This window comes from Paenibacillus sp. URB8-2 (assembly GCF_013393385.1).
GTDB lineage: Bacteria > Bacillota > Bacilli > Paenibacillales > Paenibacillaceae > Paenibacillus_AQ.
This window is the reverse complement of sequence record NZ_AP023239.1, coordinates 4340173-4360524: the sequence shown is the minus strand read 5'-3', so window position 1 is coordinate 4360524 and position 20352 is coordinate 4340173. Positions and strand designations below refer to the sequence as shown.

The following is a 20352-nucleotide window of genomic DNA, read 5'->3' as shown; positions in this document are numbered from 1 at the left end:
GAGGAAGGTCAGACTCGGTTTGTTCTGTAGGCTTCCGGCTCTGCGAGCGACGGGCGGAATCAGGCATCGGTGCTGCCGGGCCGCCGCCCGGGTCGCCAGGGCGAAAAGATGCTTTTGCGCCTGCACTTTGGTAGAATAAAGGATGCTTAAACGAAGCTTACGCTATACAAATGTAGGAGGCAGACAAAATGAGATCAAACGGGCGAAACGACGATGGGCTCCGGCCGCTCAAGATTACGACCCAAACCAATAAATACGCCGAAGGCTCCGTACTCATTGAAATGGGGGACACTAAGGTCATTTGCACGGCAACCGTAGAGGAAAAAGTCCCTCCCTTTCTGAAGGGCCAGGGGAAAGGCTGGGTGACGGCGGAATATTCCATGCTTCCACGGGCGACGCAATCGCGCAATCAGCGCGAAGCTGCGCGCGGAAAGCTGACCGGACGCACCATGGAAATCCAGCGGCTCATTGGACGGGCGCTTCGCTCGGTAGTGAATTTGCAGGCTTTGGGCGAACGGAGCATCACGCTGGACTGTGACGTCATCCAAGCGGACGGCGGTACGCGGACCGCGTCGATTACGGGTTCTTTTGTCGCGCTGGCATTTGCCGTGAACAAAATTGCCTTGCAGCACCGTCTCAGCGTGTTTCCCATCACCGACTATCTGGCGGCGATCAGCGTCGGCATCGTGGGAGATCGTCCGCTGCTTGATCTGAATTATGACGAGGATTCCAAAGCGAAGGTCGACATGAACGTCGTTATGACCGGAAGCGGTGAATTCGTCGAGCTGCAAGGAACCGGGGAAGAGCGTCCTTTCTCGCGAAAGGAGCTGGATCATCTGCTGAGTCTAGGCGAAAAAGGGATTCTCGAGCTGATCACCGCCCAGAAAGAAGCTTTGGGACCGATCGCGCTCAAAATTCCTTTCGGCCAGCCTGGCCAGGAGGTATAGCATGATCTCCGGAAACGGTATTCTTATCGTCGCAACCAAAAATGCCGGCAAGGTACGCGAGTTTCAGCATGCTTTTGCGCCGTTTGGCTTGACGATACAAAGCATGTTCGATTATCCGGAGCTGCCGGACGTTGTTGAGGATGGGACGACCTTTGCGGAGAATGCGCTGAAGAAATCAAGGCAAATCGCCGAAGCGCTCGGTCTGCCTGTGCTTGCCGACGATTCCGGCCTCTGCGTGGATGCGCTTGACGGCCGCCCCGGCGTATACTCCGCCCGCTATGCGGGCGAAGGCGCCTCGGACGAGAACAATAACCTCAAGCTGTTAAGCGAGCTGGAGGGGCTGAAGCAGGGCGAGGATACCGGACAGCCGCTGCTCAGTACGGCGAGGTTCGTCTGCGCCCTGTCATTGTACGACCCGTCCACGGCCATAGAACTTACAGCCGAAGGCGCTGTGGAAGGCTGGATTACTTCCGAGCCCGCTGGCGGAGGAGGCTTCGGCTACGATCCCTTGTTCTATCTTCCGGGGTTCGAGAAGACGATGGCCGAGCTTACGCTGGCAGAGAAACAGTCGGTCAGCCATAGGGGAATGGCGCTGCGCCTCCTGACGGAGAAATTGGCCGTACACCCGGAGGACGGCGCCGGACAATAATATATCAGAACAAAGATAAGAGCGAAGCTTATACTTTCTGATATTTCAAGCAAGGCCTCAAGTCTGAATCTGTCGCTTTCGCGAAATTCAGGCTTGAGGCTTTTTTCGTTCCCCCGATGCCCGTCATCGGAAGTCGCAATGGTGAAGAATTTCGTTGTCATCATAACGCCGCATCTGCAGAAATATAATGAATATAGCAGCTGTTCATTGCTATGCAAAAAGATGCAACGCAGAAGATTTCTTTTCGTTATTGTTAGTATAAAGCGAAAAAGAAGGTGACAGCTTTGGTTAGTTGGATGATCTGGTTCATCGCCGCCGGCATTTTGCTGGTTGCCGAAATGCTGACGCTCACTTTTTACCTTCTGTGGCTGTGCATCGGCGCCGCCGCTGCCGGTCTTGTGTCGCTCGCCGCACCGGACGCTGTATTGATGCAGGTGCTGACCGGCTCTTTGGTCGCGCTTGGACTTACTCTGTTCTCGAAACCGATGGTGTCGCGCTTCCGCGCTTCACGGGGATTCAAGGACATCGGCACCGATATTGTCGGCAAGCAGGGGATCGTCATTCAGCCTATTGAGCAGGGCCGCTACGGACAGGTCAAAGTCGGAGGCGATACATGGAGCGCTACATCGGCGCAGAATTTGGCTGCGGATGAGAAGGTTAGAGTGATCGGCAGGGGAAACGCCATTATCGAAGTAGAACGCTGGGAGGTATGAAAAAATGGAATTGGCGGTTATTGTAGTAGTCTTGGTTGTAGTGGTCGCATTTATCGCGCTGACGGTCAAAATCGTTCCGCAGCAGCGGGTTGGCGTCGTTGAGCGCCTGGGGAAATTCCACCGGCTGCTGACGCCCGGTCTGAATATTCTGATCCCGGTCATCGATCAGGTACGGGTTTATCACGATCTGCGGATTCAGCAGGCGAATGTGCCTCCGCAAACGGTGATTACGAAGGACAATGTTCAAGTGCAGATCGATACGATTATTTTCTATCAGGTCGTGGGCCCGGAAGAAGCGACCTACGGCATTTCCGATTATGTATACGGCGTGCGGAACATCAGCACGGCCACCATGCGGCAAATTATCGGCAAGCTGGAGCTTGACGAGACGCTGTCCGGCCGGGAAAAAATCTCGACAGAAATCCGCCTCGCCCTCGACGAAGCGACGGAGAAATGGGGCGTGCGGATTGAGCGGGTCGAGGTGATTGATATCAAGCCGCCGGTGGACATTCAGGAAGCGATGGATAAACAGATGAAGGCGGAACGGAACAAGCGTGCCATCGTTCTGGAGGCGGAAGCGGCCAAGCAGGATATGATCCTGCGCGCGGAGGGCGATAAACAGAGCAAAATCCTGAAAGCCGAGGGAGACCGAGAAGCGCGGATTCATCAAGCGGAAGGTCTGCGGCAAGCGCAGGAGCTGGAGGCTCTCGGCCAAGCCAAGGCCATTCAGGCGGTCGCGGAGGCGGAGAAGCTGCGGATTGAGCTGATCCGAAGCGCGGGGCTGGATGAGCAGGTGCTGGCGTATCAATCATTCGAAGCCTTGGGGGAAATCGCCAAAGGGCCGGCCAACAAGGTATTCCTGCCGAGCGACGTCGTCAGGACCCTCGGAAGTGTGGGCGCGATTGCCGAAGTGTTTAAAGCGGGAAAGGACAAATAATCACGGCATGGTCATACACGGCATGGTCTTACAGGGTTCTATTTTACAATTGCGGCTTTTTCGGCTAAAGTAGGGTCATTGGCCCTAGACCTATTTATAAGGAGAGAAGACCATCGTGACGCAAAAAGAACTTTCGCCTTTTGTGGAATTGCTCGGCCTTGAGCGCCATGTCGAAGGTGGCTGGTTTAAGGAAATTTGGCAATCATCCGTTCAAATTCCCCGGGATCTCCTGGGCAAAGACTACTCCGGCCCCCGTCCTGCGGCATCCACTATTTATTTTCTGCTGCACCCGGGCGAGGTTTCACAGTGGCACGCCGTCCTGTCGGATGAGCATTGGCTGTGGCATGCGGGCGGTCCGATTGCATTAAGCCTTGGCGGCAGCGAAGAACATCCCGGCGAAGTAGAGGAAATTATACTGGGCCTCGATATCGCCGCAGGCCAGCAGCCGCAGGCACTCGTACCCGCCGGAGTATGGCAGGCCGCAAGACCGCTCGGCGACGAACCGGTCCTTGTATCTTGTGTGGTGGCCCCGGGCTTCCACTACGATGATTTCCGGCTGATCGGCAAGCCGGAGGAATAACGCCGGGTTCCTTTTGGAACCAGCCGGGCCAGCGAAATGGTTGCGGTAAGAACGGAGCGCAAGCTCCGTTTTTTTATATGAAAGAATGAAAGAAAGCACCGAATTTTGAATTGCCGGTAATCCATCTGGTATACTTGATTTTGGAAATCCTGCTTAGAAGGACAGCATACGCGGTTAAACACTTTTGTAGAATCCAATCCATATACGAATCTGGAGGGAAAAACGATGAGTCAGTTGAATGGACCTTTTACCGGCGGACCTACTCTGAGTGACGGCGTAACGATGCCGTGGCTGGGGCTTGGAGTATGGCAGACCAAAGACGGCGATGAAGTTATCCATGCGGTCAAATCGGCGATTGAAATCGGCTACCGCAGTATTGATACGGCCTCGGCTTACAAGAATGAAGAAGGCGTAGGGCAAGCCATCAAAGAAGCCGGAGTGTCCCGCGAGGAACTGTTTATCACCACCAAAGTATTCAATGATGAACAAGGATATGAGCAGACTTTGAAGGCCTGCGAGTCCAGCCGCAAGAAGCTCGGTCTGGATGTCATCGACTTGTATCTGATCCACTGGCCGGTTAAGGATAAGTTCCGCGAGACATGGAAAGCGCTCGTTCATTTGCAAAAAGAAGGTTTTGTCAAATCGATCGGTGTCAGCAATTTTCAGACTCATCATTTGAACAGCATTATCGAGGACACCGGCGTCGTGCCCGTGGTCAATCAAGTGGAATTCCATCCGCTGCTGACCCAGCGCGAGCTGCTCAAATACTGCCAGGATCAGAATATTCAGCTCGAAGCGTGGAGCCCGCTGCTGCAGGGCAACCTGGATATTCCGCTGCTGCAGGATCTCGCGCAAAAATACGGAAAGACGCCTGCCCAAATCGTTCTCCGCTGGGATATCCAGCAAGGTGTCATTACGATTCCTAAATCCATTCATGCCGATCGCATCCGTGAGAATGCCGGTATTTTTGACTTTACGCTTAGCGATGAAGATGTTGTAGCTATTGAGGGATTGAACAAGAACCACCGATACGGTCCCGACCCGGATAATTTCGATTTCTAACAGGCAGTTCAGCTCTAGGATGTCTCCAGCCGTTTTACACGGCCTACGGAGGCATCCTTTATTTTATTTGTAAATTAGTCATGAAGTTTGGGGGTTCGTCCCAGTCTTTTCATCAGGAGTATCCCTTGGACAATGACCAGCATGCTGCAGACCATTGCCATGACCTGTCCGGCTTGATCGCCGGCTGTGAGCGTATCGAAGATGCCGTGCCAGAGAATGACCGGAATGATGCTCCACCGGCTTCCCTCGCAAATCCAGGCGAGTACAACGGAACCGTAGGTCAGGCTGATTCCCCAGCCGATGACGCCGAAGCCCATGCCGAGATAACTTTCGTTAAACCAGAATGCGGGCAGATGCCAGAGCATCCAGACGGCGGCCACAATGAGGGCGGAAGCGAATAAGGACCGGCGGCGGTGCAGTTCAGGCAAAAGAAAGCCGCGCCAGCCGCTCTCTTCGCCGATGCCGAAGGTGAGCATCCAGACAAGTGAGGTTTCCCAGACGTTAAAGCCGGCGGGGAGATCGGAGGTAAGCCCGAACCGGTGCATATCCGGAAAGCTCCCGGTAAAGAGGCGATGGGCCAAAATGGCAATGTACCCGTAAATGAGTGGAAGTCCGGCTGCAGTCAGCAGCCATTTTCGGGGGAAGGAGAAGGAAAAAGCCGTTTTGATCCAAGCAGAGAATCCTTTGCCGCCGGGCAGCAGTTCTGCCGCTGCGGCTCCGGCGAGCGGCCCGAACGAGCCCAGGTAGAACTGTCCGGGCAGGACGGGGAGATGGGCCTCGAACTGTCTGTTCGCAAGCAGCGGGAGCCAGCAGGCCCAGGTAAAACCGAAAGCGACAGACAGAAACAGAGTCAGCCTGTTTCTTCCGGGCTTCCGGCTTGGGGACAAGCAGGAATTCATGAATACCAACTCCTTCATATAGAAGATGCTCTATCTCCATAATGGGAGCAAGGTCTTTAACAGGTATACGGCAAATGTCACCTTTTGCGGGGAAAATCATTAAGCCTGCAGGGCGCTAAGACGGATAGCTTCCTGCAGGCTGTTTTTTTGAAAAATGAATGGTATTTACGGGTCGCGGGCGGGTTTAATTGGAAAAGGATCGTTGTTTTAGCGGCTGACCGCTTCTACTCGATTGAAATATTGTAAGTGCGCAGCCAGAGATCGACCTGGGCCAGGTAAGCGAACAGCTGCGGACCGGACATCAACTGACCGAACCAGGGCAGATTGCTGGAGGACTCCGGCGATGCCGCAATTTCGCGGATTTTGGCGGAATTGATCAAAGGCAGAATCGGCGAAGAAGGATCGTCGAGAATGCTGAGCGCCCGCTGACGTACGGTATTCAGATAGGCGGGATTATGTGTTTTGGGATAGGGGCTTTTTTTACGGTACAGCACATCGTCCGGCAGCACCCCTTCAAGAGCTTTACGCAGGATACCTTTTTCCCTGCCTCCTACGGTTTTAATTTCCCAGGGAATATTCCAGACGTATTGTACTAGCCGGTGATCGCAGTAAGGAACGCGCACCTCAAGACCGACACCCATGCTCATCCGGTCTTTACGGTCCAGCAGAGTCGGCATAAACCGGGTTATATTGAGGTATGACATCACCCGCATTTGCGCCTGTTTGCCGGTCTCGCCTTCAAGCTTTGGCGTCTCGGCCACCGCATCGCTGTATCTGTCGCCCAAATATTCGAGCGGACGAATCCATTCCCGAATTTCGGGTGAGAGCAGACCGGACCGCATCTTGGGAGCGACTGCCCATGGAAAAGTTCCCGAGGACAACATTTCTTCGCGGTGAAACCAGGGGTATCCGCCGAATATTTCGTCGGCCGCTTCGCCGGAAATCGCGACCGTGGCGCCTTTTTTAATTTCCCGGCAGAACAAATACAGCGACGAATCGACATCCGTCATACCCGGCAGATCGCGGGAGAACAGCGCATTATCAAGCGCTTCCACCAGCTCATCCGTGTCGAACTGTATATAATGATGGCGGGTTCCCAGCTCATCAACCATCCGTTTAATCCAGGGTCCGTCGGCTCCCGGCTGGAAGGAATGGCTTTTGAAGTATTTGTCGTTGTCGACATAGTCGACGGAATAGGTGTCCATCTGTCCTTGGCCGGTCCGTTTATAATAGTCGACGGCAAGCGCGGACAACGCGCTCGAATCCAGACCGCCGGATAACAAGGAGCAGACGGGTACGTCGGATACCAACTGGCGCTCCAGTGTATCCTGAAGAAGATCCCGCACCTTGGCGGCTGTTTCTTCCGGACTGTCCGTGTGGGGAGAGCTTTCCAGCGTCCAGTAGGCATAACTCCGTAGACCCTCGCGGCTGTAGATCATGGCATGGCCGGGGCGAAGCTCCGACAGATCCTTGTATACGCCATGTCCCGGCGTCCGGGCCGGACCGACAATGAAAATCTCCGCAAGCCCTTCCGGTCCAACGACCGGGCGGACCTTGGGATGTTGAAGCAGCGCCTTCGGCTCTGACCCGAAGATAAGGGTATCGTCTGCCTTGCTGAAGAACAGCGGCTTCACGCCCAACCGGTCGCGCGCGAAGAATACCTGCTCACGAAGTCCGTCCCAGACGGCAAAGGCGAAAATACCGTTCAGCCTCCCGGCGCAGTCCGGACCCCACTCGATGTAAGCATGCAGCAGCACCTCGGTGTCGCACTGGGTGCGGAACTCATGCCCCCGGAGCTTCAGCTCATTTTTTAATTCGGCGGCATTATATAATTCTCCGTTGTAGACAATGGCATAAACCTGGTCTTCATGGCGGGCGATCATCGGTTGTGCGCCGTTCTCGGGATCGATAACGCTGAGTCTGCGGTGTCCGAATGCGATAGGGCCCGAAATCCATGTACCCGACGCGTCCGGACCGCGGTTCGCCAATGTTTCAGTCATTTTGACCAGCAGCTGGGAATGTTGGGTCAGATCTCCGCGCCACTGGATAAATCCGGTTATTCCGCACATGACGGTTCATCCTCTCTTGTGGGTAGCCTAAGTGTGGTGTCCCTATCTTTTTGCCAATTAATACAGATATATGCCGAAGGAAGGCATAAAATGTATGTCCTTATCCGAACACTAGAGAGGGGGAAATATGGCTTGGAAGGAAGGATGACCGATGTATTATATTAAGGATGCCAAAATACGCAGAATGCTTAAATATGACGGAGCGCCCTGCGCCGAAGTGGGGGTGCTGCCGGGGGCCGTGGGCGAATCTGCGCTTTTGGTCTATATTGTGGAAGACAAGCGGGAAGAGGGGTACGAAATTGTCCGTATTTTGACCAATGACGCCGATACGGCCACCGATTGGTATGACAATAATATGCATGACGCCTTTGTCGATGTGACATCGAGCGCATTTCCAGGCAGTCCGGTCATGAGCCCGGAGGAGGAGCGGGACAAATTTCAACGGGAGCTGCTGATATTCGGGGATTTGAAAAAACAGCTGGGGGTGCGGTTTCAGGAGTATTCATAAATTAACCAAAAATATTAAAGGGAGTGTGGTTTGGCCGGCAAGGCTAAAAGAGCACTCCCTTGATGTATGTGCAAAACATTGCTGCGAATCAGCGGCTCTTCAATATATCCATTTCAACCTCCAGCTTAAACTGGCGGCGGTTAAGGAGCTCCAGACCGGATTCAAGCGGAATGATCTGCTTGGCGGTTGCCTGCTCAAATGCTTGCTGCGCCGCTTCAATACGCTTTACCGTCTCAAGCGTCTCGAAGAGAGCCTGCTTAAGCTCGCCATAGTCGGTCCGATGCTCGGCTCTCATCTGCTGCCGTTCCGCCCGCATTTCCTGTAGCTCTGCCCGAACTTCCTGCTGCTGTACTCTCATCTCGTGCTGTACCGTATTAATCTCCTTCAGTTCGTTTAAAATCAGTTCGAACATTGCTTCGCTCATGGTTAGCCGCCTCCTTAGAAATGTTAATAGGTAGCTATGGACTTTAAGACTTTTCCGACTATTCTGATATCGGTTCCGTAACTCGCGCCGGCTTCGCGTATGATGGGGGAAAGCTTGACGTTATCGGATAAAAGAATAAAATGATCGCCCTGACAATACACCCGACGAAGCGCCGGTTCACCATTAACCAGAACGACCGCAATCTCGCCGTCTGCTATTTTGTCTTGTCTTTGAATCAGCAGCAAATCGCCTTGGATAATGCCGGCGGCGGCCATACAGTCGTCTTTTGCCTGAAGATAGAAATGTTCGCCTTCATTCACCCAAGCCTTGGGTGTGGCTTCATAGCCTTTAATTTCGCGATACTGGAGATCGCCGTTGTTAAAAGAGACCTTGCCCGCAACAGGCAGCCGCACCAGTTCGGCTGCCCTCGGCTCCGCGCCCAGCATAGATTCCGTTCCTTCCAGCAGCGCGGCAAGCTCAACGCTCAGAGCTGAAGCGATCTCCGCCAGCCGGTCCATATCTACTTTGATTTCTCCGGTCTCATACCGCTGGACGGTCTTCTTCGTCAGACCGAGCGCATCGCCAAGGGCTTGCAGACTGAGCTGTCCAATATTTCGATAATTGCGAATATTGCCGCCGACAATTTCATAGAACCGGGAAATATCCTGAGCATGGTTTATTGTACTCACGCCTTTGTTTTTTAATAATACGAGTAAGTTGTTGAATCAATTATACCAAAAAAAGACACATAATCAATAATAATTTGATCGTGTGTCTTATTATCTCCGTTGTCGCGTCTCCAATATTTCGAAGAATTGTAACGCGTCAAAACTTGATCTCTTCAGCACACCCGTTATATAATAGATAACGTTGTTGAAATACATACTTTGTGTCCCAATAGCTCAGCCGGATAGAGCATGCGCCTTCTAAGCGCACGGTCGGGGGTTCGAATCCCTCTTGGGACGTACGCAAAAAGCCTTCCTTCGGGAAGGTTTTTTGCGTACAGGGAAGAGACCCCCCGGAGGTTCGTCGGAGCATAGACATCGTTAGCAACGGCATCGCAGTCAGCCCGACTGGGCTGTATCCCTCTTGGGACGTATTACCTTTGATTTAACTGGAAAACCCCCCGTTTATTTCCCTTTAAAATAGATTTCTTCCCCTTTTAAAGGGAAAACCTCCAGCTTATTAAACTATTTCACTTCATTTCAGGCCGAATCGGCAGATTTAACGGGAGAAATTCCAGTCTATCTCTGCTGCAGGCTCTTTTTATGCAAATTAACGGGAGGAATTCCACTTCGTCCGCTCCCCGCGCGAAAATCAGTTACTGCGTCTACTAAAAAACCGATTTTTACATAAAAGTGGAGCGGGCGATGGAACCAGATCGTGCAGACGTTTAAACCTGAGTAATGCGGGACGATAGGAACCGAAGTTGGACGGCAAAGATACCTGAGTGGTGTCGCCGATGGATCTGGGTCTTTACACAAGCTTAGGCCCAGCCTGTAAGGTGTGCACGATAGAACCTAAGTGTTCTCTCGCTGATGGATCTGGGTCTTTACACAAGGTAAGATCCAGGCTGAGCAGTGCACACGGTTGAACTAGAGTAAAACGGCCGGGTGAGCCGGAGTCGAACAGACAACGGCACTGGGCGGAGCCATTGATTGGGGCTGTTGAGAGGATCGTAACCTCTCGCATAATCGGCTTCTCTGCCAGACCCGAAGCGGCCACCTCGCAGTCAGCGGCAGCCTTACAGCCGTTCCGGCGCAGGCAGGCCCAGCAAATCAAGCGCGTCCTTCAGCGTATCGGCGAATTTCCGGGCGAGCCACAGTCTGAAGCGCTGCCGCTCCGGCTCGGCCTTTAGGATCGGGCAGGCGGAGTAAAAATTATTGAACAGGGTGGCGAGCGTGTGCGCATAACTGCAGATGGCATTCGGCGCCAGCTCCCGTCCCGCCGTGTAGAGCATATCCGGCCAAAAGGCGATTTGCCGCAGCAGCGCGGCCTCGGCTTTTTCCATAGGGTCCGGCATACAAATACAAGCTTCCGATGCCTTATCCGGGGCCGTATCCGGCGCTTTGGCCAGAACGCTGACCGCGCGCGCATAGGAATACATCAAATACACGCCGGTGTTGCCGGATATTTCCGTCGCCTGGCGCAGATCGAACACCACCTCGGTTCCGAGGTTGAAGCGCAGCAGGTAGTAGCGGATCGCGGCGATGGCGATTGTGCGGCTGGGCAGTCCGCTTTTATCAGCGCGGTTCCGCTCAATGCTGTCCTCCACAAGTCCGATCAAATCACTCACCTTGATGCCGATCCCCTGGCGTCCGGACATGGCGTATGAGGCTTTGCCGTCCGAAATGTCGATGCCAAGATCGGCAGCCGAAGCGGGACTCAAGGATACAACGCCGTATCCAGCATGATGGAGCTTGTCAGCCTGAGCGGAATATCCCAGCGCCCGCAGCGCCTCCTTGACCATGGTCTGAGGATATTCCTGCCTGGAATCAATGACGTTAATGACGATATCGGCTCCGCCGAGCGGCAGACGCTCTCCTCCCGTTACCGTCGTCGTGTACAGCCCCTCTTCAAACTTTTTATAAGTGAAATCCTTACCCAGCAGTCCGAACTTCCAGAGATGGTAGGCAATATCCTTGGCCGTATAGGTCAAAATCCCGTTCGAGCGCACCAGCACCTTATCCGTAATATGCTCCGAATCCTGTGCTCCCTGTTCCGTTCCCTGCTTCAGCACCCAACAGCCCGCAAGCTTGCCTTCGGTTTCCCGATAAAAGAAAGGTGTCTCCCGCAGCCGCTCAAATGCCGCCGACCAGAAGCCTTCCCTGACAATGCTGCTTTCCCAGACGAGCAGATCGTATTCGATGCCGAACGGCTTCATCTCCTCCACATGTTCCCGAACGATCCGTTCGGCGGCCAGGCTCCCGAGCCAGGCGACGTTTCCCGTCCCTTCTTCCAGCTCATGCAGCGTTTCGCGCGTTTCGCCGCCATCTCCGGATTCACTGCATACTCTCTATTAATTGCCGAGTAAATGTCCCAGCAGTAATCGCCGAAACGGACATGCTCTCCGCTCAAAGGCACATTCAGCAGACCGACGACAGTATCCGCGAGCTGGTTGCCCAGATCGTCTATATAATTGTGGACCTCGACCGTATAGCCGATTCTTCTTAACATGCGCACGAGCGTATCGCCGATGCAGGAATTCCGAAGATGGCCGATATGCATGGATTTGTTCGGATTGACGGAGGTATGCTCAATAACCACCTTTTCATCCGGCGCCGGAGGCGGCGCAAATTGGCGTCCGGCCCACGCGCTCCAGCAGATATGAACGTTTAGAAAGCCGGGGGCAGCCGTTTCCGCTTTTTCCACCAAGCCCTCCGCCAGACCCGCGGACTCCAATTCCTCCTGAATCAGCCCAGCAATGACAATCGGCGGTCTCCGCAATTTTTTGGCAAGCTGCATGGCAATATTGCTTGAATAATCGCCGTGGTCCGGGTTCACGGGCCGCTCCACAGCCACGGACAGCTCTTCGGGAATCTCCGCCCCCAGACGCTCCATAACACGTATTACGCTTTGCTCAATCTCTGTTTGAATTAACCGGTTTAACATCCTCACGACCTCCTTCAGAAAATAAAAAAAGCCCGCGTCTCAAAAAGAGACGAGGACTTGAGTTCTCGCGGTACCACTCTACTTGCCGGACCGGAAGGTCTGGCCGCTTTGCAGGATAACGGATCTGTGCCGGGGCTTCCTACCGGGTTTCGTTTCGGAAGTCCGTCTCCCGGGTGCGCTTCATGAAGGTCTGCCGCCGGCTTCCACCATCCCGGCTCGCTGGGCATCAGAGGCCCTTCATTACTCTCCCGATCATCGACTGTTTTCATTTACTTGCCGAAACCCCCAGACGAATGTGGCAGTCGCTGCATAATCTGGTGACGTACTCTACTTGAGAGGAGGAGTTTTTCATGGGCGAAGCTGGAGGATATGGCGCTGGTTTTACATCCGCAACCGCAATTCTCGTACTGTTCATTTTGCTGGTCATCATCACAAAGTCTCTGTGGGTGTAACTTTCGCGTAACGTTAAAATCCCGCCGGGCACAGGGCCTGACGGGTTTTTTTTTGAAAATATAAGGAAGTATAAGCCGCCTTTGCAGGTATGCTCTCAGACGCCCCGAGTTCCCGGATCTGCTGCAATTCCATGCAAGATGAACCGGATCAGCAGCTCGATTTCTTCCTCGTCGTTCCAATCCTTGTCCGGCTGCAGCAGCAGACGGGTCATAATGTAGCCGACGGTCGCGGACACGGTAAAGCGGATAACGGTTGGCGCCGGAACGTCAATGATTTCCCCTTTTTGCTTAAAATGCTCAACTTGCGCGGAAACCCTTTCGAATACCTTGCTCATAATATCCTCCATGAACTGCTCGCGCAGCTTTGGATGAAAGGGGATTTCCTGAATCAGGATTTGCAGGATTTTAAAATTTTTCCGGGCGAATTCCAGCCGGTTTCGGATCAGGGAGCGGAGAAAGTCTTCGTAGCTATCAAAAGACTTATCCAGCAAATTCCCAAAGTTTCTCATGACAAAAGGGGCGAGCAGGCGGCTCATCGTCGGTCCCACAATGGACAGCAGTAGGTCTTTCTTGGTCTTGTAATAGCGAAAAATCGTTCCTTCCGCCACCCCAGCCTTCTGTGCGATTTCGCTGGTCGCCGCGCCCGCATAGCCTTTTTCCGCAAACACATCCACGGCCGCCTGCAAAATCGCGACTTGCTTCGGCGTCATTTTCTCATCACCGCCAAGGGCAAGCAGCTCCAGAGCCCACTGCTCCGTATCTTTGTCAGCAGAAAAATGTTCTGCCATAATGGCAACCCTCCAGACGTTTTCTGTTTGCTTATCGTACCATATAGGAGAACCCAAGTTACATTTTACGGTGTTTGCGGAGGGCAAGCACGTTCAGGATCATGAACAAAAGCGAGAAGGCGATCAGCACATACACATCATTTTCAATCGAATTCCAGCCTTTCCCGCGGATCATCACATTCATCATCGCCTGCGCCCCATAGTATAACGGAGTGGCATATCCGATCTGTTGAAGCCATGTTGGAAGCGTGTCGAGCGGAAACAATCCGCTAAGAAAAATCTGCGGCACGATGACTAGCGGAATGAACTGAATCATCTGCAGCTCGTTTCCGGCAAACGCCGACAGCAGCGTACCGAGGGTCAGGGCCGTCATCGACAGCAGCAGCGTAATCAGGAGAACATAGCCGAAGCTTCCGGCCATCATAATGCCCAGTACCTGAATGGAGATCCAGGAAATGAGCAGAGCCTGAAACACGGTGAAAATACCGAAGCCGCAGACATAGCCGATGACGATTTCCCACCGTTTAAGCGGGGTGGCGAGCAGGCGCTCCAGCGTTCCCGTCGTCCGTTCCCGGAGAAAGGAGACCCCTGCAATCAGGAAGACGAAAAAGAAGACGAATACGCCGATCATAATCGGTCCGAACCGGTCGATGGTCTTCATGTCGGCGGAGCCGTACAGATAGCTGATTTGCGGCTGGGCGGAAGGCTGCATCTTCTGTCCTTGCGCCTGCTGTCCCTGTGTCTGTTGAACCTGAGACTGAGCTGACCCGGTTGCCCCCAGGTCCCTTGTCACCTGCTCCAATGCCTGCATTACCGCCCGATTGGCCGCCGGATTGCTTCCTTCCAAAATGACCTTCGGAGCACCGCTGTCGATTGAGATCAGGGCGTCGATTTCTCCATTCTTCAGTGCCAGGGCGCCGTCTTCCTCCGAGTTATACTTCACAACCTGGGCGTCATGTTTGGCCAGCGCTTCCGAAAAGACGGCCGCTTGACCCGACACGCCGATATTCGGCTTATAGGCATCGCCGCCAAACACCAGGCTCATCAGGCTGAGAACGAGCAGGGGGGCGGCGAACATGAGAGCCATCGTTCTTTTGTCGTGAATGAATTGCCGCAAAATACGCAGCGTAAGCGCGCGGATTCTCATGAACGGACACCTCCGTAATATAAAAATGCTTCTTCAATGGAAGACGAGCCTGTAGCCATAAGCAAGTTGGCGGGAGTGTCCTCCGCAAGCAGACGGCCTTCCCGGATCATGCCGAGCCGGTCGCATTTTTCGGCTTCATCCATGACATGGGTCGTGAGCACTATGGTCGTTCCCCGTTCATTCAGAGCTTTAAGCTCCTTCCAGATGGACAAGCGCAGCACCGGATCGATGCCGACCGTCGGTTCGTCCAGAATAAGCAGCGGCGGCTCGTGCAGAAGCGCGATGGCCAGCGACAGCCGGCGTTTCATCCCCCCGGAGTATTGATCGACCCTTTTGCGGAGATGCTCTTCCAGACCCACAATCTCCATGACTTCCTTGATTCGACGGTTTCTCTGTTCTTTCTTCAATCCGTACAGCGAAGCGAAAAATTCAAGATTCTCCTTGGCGCTCAGCTCACTGTACAGGGCGTCGGACTGGGCCATATAGCCGATTTGCGAGAGCAGCGAAAGCTTGGGAACTTTCACCCCCAGCACATGTACTTCGCCTGAGTCGGCTTCATCGATTCCGGTCAGCAGCCTGACCAGTGTCGTCTTTCCGGAGCCGGAGGGTCCGAGTAGGCCGAAGGTCTCGGCTTTGAGGACCTCAAGGCTGATGTCTTCCAGGACAACTTTGCTTCCGAATGCTTTGCGAATATGATTCACCGTAATCACTGGGACTTCCCGGTTCATATGAATCTCTCCGTTCTTTATTAAAATGAGTGAGTACTCACTCACTATAATAAACGAGAGACCGCCGATTGTAAATCTTTTTCCTGCGTTAATCCTGAGTTGACAAAAGTGCCGGATTCCGGCAGATAACACGTGAAAAATGAGGACAACTTCATAATTACCAAATATTTCTCGGCAACAGATTTTACAACCAGGGCGGAAAATAACATTAGTAGTTACCTATATGAAAAGGGTGAATCCATTTGAAAAAAAATCAGTTGTTTAGCGTACTTATGGCTTCGGCGCTTCTAGTATCTGTAGGCGAAGCAAGCGTGTACGCGGCGGCAGGCCCGGGCAGCGGAAAGACGCCTACCGTTAAAACATCCGCCAAGGCGGCGGTAAAAGTCAAAGAAGGAGTAAAGGCTTGGACGGTAAACGGCGCACAGACTACATTCAAAACGGTCGACGCCGGTGGATATAAGCTATATTCAATCAGCCAGCTGGCCGCTTCTCTCGGCGCAAGTATCGCTAATGAGTCGGGAAGCCTGGTGCTGAAAGACAGAGCAGGATTACATACGATCAAATTGAAGGCCGGCTCCAAGAGCTATTCGCTGGACGGCGAGAAGCGGAATTTCACGACGGCTCCGACGGTATCCGGCGGCAAATTGTACGTTGAACTTAGCGCAATTGTATACGGTCTTGGCGGCGAACTGTTTGGCAGCCCGCTCCAAATTCTTGGCGCAGCGCGGCCGCAAGGCGAATTCGATACGCTCCACTGGGCCGCAGACGGAACGGTTCTGGCGAACCTGGAAGGAGAAACGGCGCAGGTTTATAAGTTTGCGGCGAATCCGGGCAGCTACGGATTATTTTCCAGCGACGAAAGAGCCTCCGATTTCTCGGTTTCGGCCGACCGGCGTTACGGCGCTTTCACGGATGAGACAGGCCTGCTGTACGTAATCGATTTGACTTCGGGAGCAGTGAAACCTCTCGGAACGGATACCGCCACCAAGACAGACCTTACATGGTCGGCTGATGGCACGAGCATCTATTATATCCAAGGGGACAAGCAGGAGAAGATTTCGCAGATTTCAGTGGATACCGGTACCGTAAAGGAACTGCTGGCAGATAAGGTTGAGAACAAATCCGAATTGCGCATTTCCGCGGACGGCAAGAGAGCGGTTTACATCGTCAACATTACCGGATCAGCCAAAAATGATGCCGACAGCACGGAAGATTCCCTGACGATCGATTACAGCAAGGCGGGAGAACAGCTGTATCAGCTCGACCTGGCTACAAAGGATGCCAAACCGGCCGCTTTGACCACCTCGGACGACAACAAGCTGTACCCTGAAATTTTGGCAGACGGGACGGTAGTCTACTTAAGCGCTGATCCGGAAGGCAAAACTGCCAATGCACTGAAGACGGTTAAACCGGACGGCACAGCCGCCAATATTGCGCTGGATATTGAGGTAACTTGGGCGCAAGCCGCAGGCGGCGGAATTATCGCATCAGGAACGGCGGCGGACGGCACTTCCCGCATTTATTCCGTTCCGGTCTCCGGATCGGCACAAGAACTGTTCCGCACCAAGGCCGACATTTCCGAAGTCTCGGTTTCGGCTGACGGCGGCAAACTGGCTGTGATCACAGGCGGCAAGCTGGTGGAAATCGAGAACGGCAAGGCTGTACAGCTGACGAGATAAGACGCTTTTTGCAGGACGACCGACACATACTATAGCGGCTTCGAGCCGAGAGGAGAATAAATCATGAAATTGTTTAAAAAAATCACGTTTACAGCTTTGGCTGCCGTGTTTGCTGTTACGGCATCTTTTGCGGGAGCGGCATCTGCAGCGGGATCGCTGTCCGGTAAAATCACAGTTAACGGATCGACGGCTCTGCTGCCGCTGACGCTGCAGGCCGCCAAGGAATTTCAAAAGCTGAATCCGAAGGTCAGAATCGCCGCTTCCGGCAAAGGCTCCGTTACCGGCCCGCAAGCTGTCAAGAAAGGCATCGCCGACATCGGCGCGTGCGACTGGGATGCCAGCATCGACGTTCCCGGATTTAAAGCATTCAGCGGACAAGTAGCGAACAAGGTTGCGGTCATTCCTTTTGCCACCATTGTTAATAAAAATGTCGGTGTAGACAACCTGACCACCGAACAGCTTAAAGGCATTTTCTCCGGCAAAATTACGAACTGGAAGCAAGTCGGCGGCTCGGACGCGGACATCGTCGTTATTACCCGCGCTTTCGGTTCGGGCACACGCGTCAACTACCAGGCCAAGGCTCTGGCGGGCGGCGAAATTGTGAAGAAAGAGAAAAACTATAAAGAAGCTGGATCCAGCGGCGATATGAAGACAGCCGTTGCAACAACTCCGAACTCCATCGGGTATATCGATTTGGTCTACGTTAGCGGCGATGTGAAAGCCGTCAAGTTCAACGGCGTAGAACCTACCACCGGAAACGTCATTAACGGTTCCTACAAGATTTGGGCATACGGCTACTACATGACCAAGGGACAGCCGACCGGTGCTGTTAAGGCCTTTATCGATTACGTCCAAAGCAAGAAGTTCCAACAGGGTTCGCTGAAAAAGCTCAAGTTCATTCCGATTTCGGCGATGAAGTAGATTTAGGCAAAATATTTCGGAAGAGCGTCATCATACGGCCAGCCTCCGGCGAATGCGGGGCTGGTTTTTTATAGGAGGAAATAGCATGGTACAACGATCCTATGATCCGAACCCTGCGGTAAAAAGTTTTCAGAATAAGGCGGTCTCCAGCGGACGCCATCTCCGGCATTCGATTGCGAATATCGCCGCCCGCTATTATTTCTTGTTCAGTATATTGGCGCTTTGCTTCGTGCTGGCGCTTGTCATTCTCTTTATCGGCAAAACGGCGCTGTTGCTGTTCGGGCAGGTCGCGCCGGCAAAATTCTTCCTCTCGTTCGACTGGACGCCAGAGGAGGACAGATTCGGGGCGGCGGCCTTTATTGTGAACACCTTGTCGCTTACCGCGCTCACGCTGCTGATTTCGGTTCCCATATCGGTAGGCATGGCGGTGCTGACCGCCGAAATCGCGCCGTCCTGGCTCAAACGCTTGATCCGTCCGGTTCTTGATCTTCTGGTCGGCATTCCTTCTATTGTATACGGTTATCTTGGTTTGACCGTCCTCCTGCCGTTTCTTCGCCGCGTCAGCGGGGAAAGCCTCGGAGACGGCTTGCTGGCCGCGGCGCTCGTTCTGGCGCTGATGGTGCTGCCAACCATCGCCCGGATCAGCGACGATGCCATCACCGCCGTGCCGCGCAAATACCGTGATGCAGCCTATGCGCTCGGCTCTACCCGGCTGCAGGTCATTATGCGCGTCGTGCTGCCTGCGGCCGGCAGAGGCATCCTTACAGCGGTCATTCTCGGGATGACGCGCGCGATCGGTGAGACGATGGCCGTCGTTATGGTGATCGGCAACACGCCGCAGCTGGCCAAGACATTGTTTACCCCGGCGTCGGTGCTGACAAGCAACATCGTGATGCAGATTTCCAACGTGGAATTCGACTCCACCTGGAACTATGCCCTGCATATGATGGCTTTTCTACTGCTGCTGATTTCATTTTTATTGATACTGGTTGTCCGGTTTTTGGGACGCAAAAGGAGGGAAGGATAGATGGACGGATTCTCCCGTTCGCGGCAAACCGCCCGGTCCATCCGGCGCGATAAGCTGGCGACCTACGGCTTCTACGGCCTCGGGGCTCTGGTTATGCTGCTGATTTTTTGGCTACTGTTCACCATCTTGAGCAAAGGGTTGCCTGGGTTTGATTTCTCCTTCCTCATTCGCCAGCCCGAGGAGATCGATACCGGCGGCGGCATCGGCCCCGTGCTGTTCAATTCTTTTTATATCCTGCTGATCTCGCTGGTCATTTCGATTCCGATCGGACTGGGTGCAGGGATCTACATGGCGGAATATGCGCCGGACAACGCCTTTACCGGAGCGCTGCGGATCTGCGTGGAATCGCTGTCGTCCGTGCCTTCCATTGTATTCGGACTCCTGGGTTTGGCGATATTTGCGGAGTATTTCGGATTGGGTCTGACCATTCTGGGGGGCGGCGTCAGTCTGGCGCTGCTGAATCTGCCAATGCTGGCGCGGGTGACGGAGGAAGCGGTTCGGGCCGTCCCGGACGAACTGCGCGAGGCGGGCTACGCGCTGGGTCTGACCAAATTTTATTGCATCCGTAAAATCGTTCTGCCGGTCGCGCTGCCGTCCATTATTACGGGTATCTGCCTGGTGGCCGGCCGGGCGTTCGGGGAATCGGCCGTGATTATCCTGACGGCGGGCCTCAGCACTTCGGGGGAAATGTGGGACTTCAATCTGTTCTCCCCGGGGGAGACGCTGGCCGTGCATTTATGGTATGTGCAATCGGAAGCGATTGTCGAGGACGCCCGGCAGATCGCCGACAAATCCGCAGCCGTGCTCGTCATCGTCGTGCTGCTGATCAATCTGGCGTTCCGCGCGCCGCTGTGGTGGGTCAAGCGCGGGACCGGGCGGTAATTCCCGGGATCTTTATCCCTTGACGCAAAAAAGGGCTGTCTCTCACTAATATGCTCCCCTTTAGATAGACAGGTAAAAAAAACCTGTAGATCTAAAGGGGAGCTATTCAGTTTAAAACCGGGGACAGCCTTTTCCTATGAAGCAGAAGGTTACACCGGTTTCCCTGCCTCAGATTCCTGTTCCAGCGGTTAACACTTTGGTGAGTTATGGTTCTATGGGAGAGCCTGTGAGGTTTTAAGTATGGGTGTGCTACAAGTATATGAAGAATCGGAAACTACCGAGAGGTGCGGTTGTCCTTGGTTGGCCTGAGTACACGTTTGGGAACTGT

At 53.8% G+C, this 20352-nt stretch carries 19 protein-coding genes, 1 tRNA gene, 1 pseudogene and 1 other annotated feature; of the genes and pseudogenes, 13 read left to right on the top strand and 8 right to left on the bottom strand.

What is annotated here, in order from left to right:
* The first annotated feature begins 188 nt into the window (after positions 1 to 188).
* The 6 genes from rph to PUR_RS20135 all read left to right on the top strand — a co-directional run bounded on the left by rph (position 189) and on the right by PUR_RS20135 (position 4888).
* Positions 189 to 947, top strand: coding sequence for a ribonuclease PH (gene rph / locus PUR_RS20160; RefSeq protein ID WP_179036783.1), 759 nt, complete (start codon positions 189 to 191; stop codon positions 945 to 947).
* Between the two features lies 1 nt (position 948).
* A complete protein-coding gene (locus PUR_RS20155) occupies positions 949 to 1596 on the top strand; it encodes an XTP/dITP diphosphatase (protein ID WP_179036782.1) in 648 nt (215 codons plus the stop codon).
* Positions 1597 to 1880: 284 nt separating this feature from the next.
* Positions 1881 to 2309 (top strand): NfeD family protein, encoded by a 429-nt coding sequence (locus PUR_RS20150; RefSeq protein WP_179036781.1) that lies wholly within the window; start codon positions 1881 to 1883, stop codon positions 2307 to 2309.
* A 4-nt stretch (positions 2310 to 2313) separates the two neighbouring features.
* Positions 2314 to 3246, top strand: coding sequence for an SPFH domain-containing protein (locus PUR_RS20145; protein WP_179036780.1), 933 nt, complete (start codon positions 2314 to 2316; stop codon positions 3244 to 3246).
* 115 nt (positions 3247 to 3361) lie between these two features.
* Complete coding sequence (locus PUR_RS20140) at positions 3362 to 3826, top strand: cupin domain-containing protein (RefSeq protein ID WP_179036779.1); 465 nt, start codon at positions 3362 to 3364, stop codon at positions 3824 to 3826.
* A gap of 225 nt (positions 3827 to 4051) precedes the next feature.
* Positions 4052 to 4888: an aldo/keto reductase gene (locus PUR_RS20135; protein WP_179036778.1), complete on the top strand. Its 837-nt coding sequence runs from the start codon at positions 4052 to 4054 to the stop codon at positions 4886 to 4888.
* Between the two features lie 74 nt (positions 4889 to 4962).
* Here the strand turns inward: PUR_RS20135 and PUR_RS20130 are convergent, their stop codons facing one another.
* Positions 4963 to 5787, bottom strand: coding sequence for a CPBP family intramembrane glutamic endopeptidase (locus PUR_RS20130; protein WP_179036777.1), 825 nt, complete (start codon positions 5785 to 5787; stop codon positions 4963 to 4965).
* 224 nt (positions 5788 to 6011) lie between these two features.
* Positions 6012 to 7856, bottom strand: coding sequence for an asparagine synthase (glutamine-hydrolyzing) (gene asnB, locus PUR_RS20125; RefSeq protein ID WP_179036776.1), 1845 nt, complete (start codon positions 7854 to 7856; stop codon positions 6012 to 6014).
* Positions 7857 to 8007: 151 nt separating this feature from the next.
* Between asnB and PUR_RS20120 the strand changes: the two genes are divergently transcribed.
* Positions 8008 to 8364, top strand: a complete 357-nt coding sequence (locus PUR_RS20120; protein ID WP_179036775.1) for a hypothetical protein — start codon at positions 8008 to 8010, stop codon at positions 8362 to 8364.
* Positions 8365 to 8452: 88 nt separating this feature from the next.
* Here PUR_RS20120 and PUR_RS20115 read toward each other — a convergent pair whose 3' ends face one another.
* Both PUR_RS20115 and PUR_RS20110 read right to left on the bottom strand, forming a co-directional pair.
* Positions 8453 to 8788, bottom strand: coding sequence for a hypothetical protein (locus PUR_RS20115; RefSeq protein ID WP_179036774.1), 336 nt, complete (start codon positions 8786 to 8788; stop codon positions 8453 to 8455).
* A 23-nt stretch (positions 8789 to 8811) separates the two neighbouring features.
* Positions 8812 to 9477, bottom strand: a complete 666-nt coding sequence (locus tag PUR_RS20110) for a LexA family protein (RefSeq protein ID WP_232101579.1) — start codon at positions 9475 to 9477, stop codon at positions 8812 to 8814.
* Between the two features lie 202 nt (positions 9478 to 9679).
* On the opposite strand from PUR_RS20110, the gene PUR_RS20105 reads away from it, so the two are divergent.
* Positions 9680 to 9753 (top strand) — tRNA-Arg (locus tag PUR_RS20105).
* Positions 9754 to 10532: 779 nt separating this feature from the next.
* On the opposite strand, the pseudogene PUR_RS26635 reads toward PUR_RS20105, so the two are convergent.
* A pseudogene (locus tag PUR_RS26635) lies at positions 10533 to 12400 on the bottom strand (arginine--tRNA ligase).
* Positions 12401 to 12442: 42 nt separating this feature from the next.
* Positions 12443 to 12665: a binding site (T-box leader), on the bottom strand.
* A gap of 85 nt (positions 12666 to 12750) precedes the next feature.
* Here PUR_RS26635 and PUR_RS25875 point away from each other — a divergent pair.
* The gene (locus PUR_RS25875; RefSeq protein WP_197970100.1) at positions 12751 to 12852 is read left to right on the top strand and encodes a sporulation protein YjcZ; all 102 of its coding nucleotides are present in this window, start codon (positions 12751 to 12753) and stop codon (positions 12850 to 12852) included.
* A 95-nt stretch (positions 12853 to 12947) separates the two neighbouring features.
* Here PUR_RS25875 and PUR_RS20095 read toward each other — a convergent pair whose 3' ends face one another.
* Genes PUR_RS20095 through PUR_RS20085 form a run of 3 tightly spaced genes read right to left on the bottom strand, consistent with a single transcriptional unit; the run spans position 12948 to position 15515 of the window.
* Entirely contained in the window at positions 12948 to 13640 is a 693-nt protein-coding gene (locus PUR_RS20095) for a TetR/AcrR family transcriptional regulator (RefSeq protein WP_179036773.1), read from the bottom strand.
* 58 nt (positions 13641 to 13698) lie between these two features.
* The gene (locus PUR_RS20090; RefSeq protein WP_179036772.1) at positions 13699 to 14787 is read right to left on the bottom strand and encodes an ABC transporter permease; all 1089 of its coding nucleotides are present in this window, start codon (positions 14785 to 14787) and stop codon (positions 13699 to 13701) included.
* On the bottom strand, positions 14784 to 15515 hold the full coding sequence (locus PUR_RS20085; protein ID WP_179036771.1) for an ABC transporter ATP-binding protein: 732 nt from the start codon (positions 15513 to 15515) through the stop codon (positions 14784 to 14786). The genes PUR_RS20090 and PUR_RS20085 overlap by 4 nt, the downstream gene beginning before the upstream one ends.
* A 242-nt stretch (positions 15516 to 15757) precedes the next feature.
* Between PUR_RS20085 and PUR_RS20080 the strand changes: the two genes are divergently transcribed.
* The 4 genes from PUR_RS20080 to pstA all read left to right on the top strand — a co-directional run bounded on the left by PUR_RS20080 (position 15758) and on the right by pstA (position 20024).
* On the top strand, positions 15758 to 17194 hold the full coding sequence (locus tag PUR_RS20080) for a stalk domain-containing protein (RefSeq protein ID WP_179036770.1): 1437 nt from the start codon (positions 15758 to 15760) through the stop codon (positions 17192 to 17194).
* 63 nt (positions 17195 to 17257) lie between these two features.
* Positions 17258 to 18115, top strand: coding sequence for a phosphate ABC transporter substrate-binding protein (locus PUR_RS20075; RefSeq protein ID WP_179036769.1), 858 nt, complete (start codon positions 17258 to 17260; stop codon positions 18113 to 18115).
* A gap of 85 nt (positions 18116 to 18200) precedes the next feature.
* Complete coding sequence (gene pstC, locus PUR_RS20070; protein WP_179036768.1) at positions 18201 to 19142, top strand: phosphate ABC transporter permease subunit PstC; 942 nt, start codon at positions 18201 to 18203, stop codon at positions 19140 to 19142.
* On the top strand, positions 19143 to 20024 hold the full coding sequence (gene pstA, locus PUR_RS20065; RefSeq protein ID WP_179036767.1) for a phosphate ABC transporter permease PstA: 882 nt from the start codon (positions 19143 to 19145) through the stop codon (positions 20022 to 20024).
* Positions 20025 to 20352 lie beyond the last annotated feature (328 nt).